The following is a 2,384-nucleotide window of genomic DNA, read 5'->3' as shown; positions in this document are numbered from 1 at the left end:
CTGATAGTCGATGGCGACGATGTGCTTGCGGTCGTAACGTACAAGGAGAGCCCGACCAGCACCGTTATCGACGCGTTTGATTCGACCGTGAATGTCACGAGTGATGTGCAGGCGGTTGTCGTAATTGTCGCTGATGGCGATCAGCGTCGCGCCTTTGCTGTTGTAGCGGAAGTGGTAGAACTGCTTGCGTTCGCCTCCTTGGGTGAGGATCAGTTCGGACGGATCGTCACCGATGAAGATCGCCGCTTCCGACAGGCTGTTGGTGATCGCCGGGCGCTGCACACTTGGCAGCGGGAACGTGGTGACGCGGTTTTCGTGATCGGTCCAGATCACCCCGTCGTCATTGATGTCGACACGTTGCGCGAGGGCGTGACTCCAGCCGTAGCCGAGGCCGCAATCGATTTCTGCGGCGCTGGTGCGATAGAGGCGCGTCCAGTTGAAAGGTAGCAAACCGCCAAGTTCGCCGTCGGTCAGGGTCAGCAACTCCTCGCCAGTGACCATCGATACCGGGCAACCATTGGTGCAGGTTTTCTTGGCGCAGGCAGCGCTTTTGTCGTCAGGCGTTTTCGACTGAGTAGAAGCATCGTCGACCTTTTCCTTGGGGGCGAGGGTGGTCTGTTTTTCTTTCTTTCCACGCGGAAACGAAGAAGCGTCTTTCACTTCCTGCTTCGGCGTATCCGTGGTTTTTGGCACCTGACTTTTAGAACCGTTGGCGGCAGCCTCGTCGATTTTGATCGCCGCTGTTTTGGCCGGTTTCATCGGCACGTTATTGGCACTGGCAATCAACGGCTTCGACACTTCGGCGTGTGCTGGCAGGCTGTGCTTGCCGCTCAGGGACATCAGTTTCGCGGCCAGCTCTTCAAGGTACTTGAGCGCCGTACCGGATTTGACCGTGGACAGGGTTTTGGTCCCCACCCGCACCGCGATTCCGGCACCGCCAGTGAGGCAAATACCCAGCACCACGTTGATCAGGAATTCCGACGCAATGGCCGTCACCACGTCGACGATGACTTGCGGTGGCAGCATGCCGACCCACGCCACGATCGCCGAGACGTAAATGAACATCAATGGTTCGTCACTGAGGATCAACAGACCCGACGCAATGGATTCCTTGGACGCAGCATAGAGCTTGTCGATCTCGACATCCGACAGGTACTTGCGGAGCTTTTCGAGGTTTTCCTTTGGATGTGCAAGCAGTTCGAACAGGCTTTTGATGTCATCCCACAGCCTGAGTAACGCCTTCTCCAGACCATCCATCGCTCGTTTCAACAGAATGACCGACCGACCCGCGCGGTCAGCAGCCGAGTAGCTGGCCCACTGTGGCTGGAACTTGCTCGACCATTCACTTTGCAACCAGCCGTTTAGATTGCCGATCACTCCCTGGTAGGAGTCGTACAGCGCTTTGACATTGCTTTGGGATACGTTCGGGAAAAAGGTGATGCGGTACATCTGGCCTTTCTTGCAGCCGTCGATCACCTTGATGCCGCTCGGGCCGATCGTTGTTTCAATAACAGGTCCGGTGACGTCGTCGTAGAAAGTGCCTTTGGTGACGGGTTCCAGTTTCACTGGCGTATTGCCGATCGGTACGAAGCGCGCCGACTCGAACATGTGGATCAGCGTGAAGTCGCCGGCCAGAGGGCAGGTCGCGTAAGTCTCGACCTTGCCGGTTTTGGTCTTGCGTTTGGTCACGCTGACTTCATTTCCGACTTTGAAGGTCTGGTCGACATCCAGTGCCCAACCAGTCAGGAAACCGTCCGCCCACTCCTTGTAANGCAGGTCGCGTAAGTCTCGACCTTGCCGGTTTTGGTCTTGCGTTTGGTCACGCTGACTTCATTTCCGACTTTGAAGGTCTGGTCGACATCCAGTGCCCAACCAGTCAGGAAACCGTCCGCCCACTCCTTGTAATCGCTCAGGCAATTTTTGAAGTCTTTGAGAATCAGGTTCACGTCAGGGGTTTTGGCGTCCAGCACGCGCAGGACCAAGGTACCAATCGGGGTATTCATGACGTGACTTCCTTTGTCAGCTCAGCAGCAAGACGCTCTGCCATATCTTCTGTATTGGATTGTTGGCGCACGAAGCGCTCGACCTTGTGGCGTAAGTTACTTTCGGGGAAGGCGAAGAACAGTTCCGGGCAGTCCTCCCCCAGCCACTGCATCAGGTTGTCGACGACGGTGGTGTGGTCTTTTTCCGCCAGCGTGTCGACTAACGCCTGCGGCACCTCCCACCACGGCCAGGCCTTGGCCGGTGGCACTCCCCTCGGTCCCACGTCCAGTGGCTGGCCATTGATCAGGTAGCGGTCGAACACGGGTAAAACCTCACCCGCGCCGGCACCGAGTCCTTCGAGAATCGGAAAAATGTGTCGCCCATCCCAGAACCGAAAAAAC

The 2,384-nt window shown here is 56.9% G+C and carries 1 protein-coding gene and 2 pseudogenes; all 3 read right to left on the bottom strand.

Features of this window, described 5'->3' with window-relative positions:
* Positions 1 to 1,771: pseudogene (locus ACXPVS_RS27185) on the bottom strand (DUF6531 domain-containing protein); the annotation flags it as partial.
* A 1-nt stretch (position 1,772) separates the two neighbouring features.
* On the bottom strand, positions 1,773 to 2,003 hold a 231-nt coding region (locus ACXPVS_RS27180), incomplete at its 3' end, for a hypothetical protein (protein WP_458512635.1).
* Positions 2,000 to 2,384: pseudogene (locus tag ACXPVS_RS27175) on the bottom strand (DUF4123 domain-containing protein); the annotation flags it as partial. The pseudogene ACXPVS_RS27175 and the gene ACXPVS_RS27180, both read right to left, overlap by 4 nt.

This window comes from Pseudomonas sp. Ma2-10 (assembly GCF_054330215.1).
This window is presented reverse-complemented; position numbering and strand designations above follow the sequence as displayed.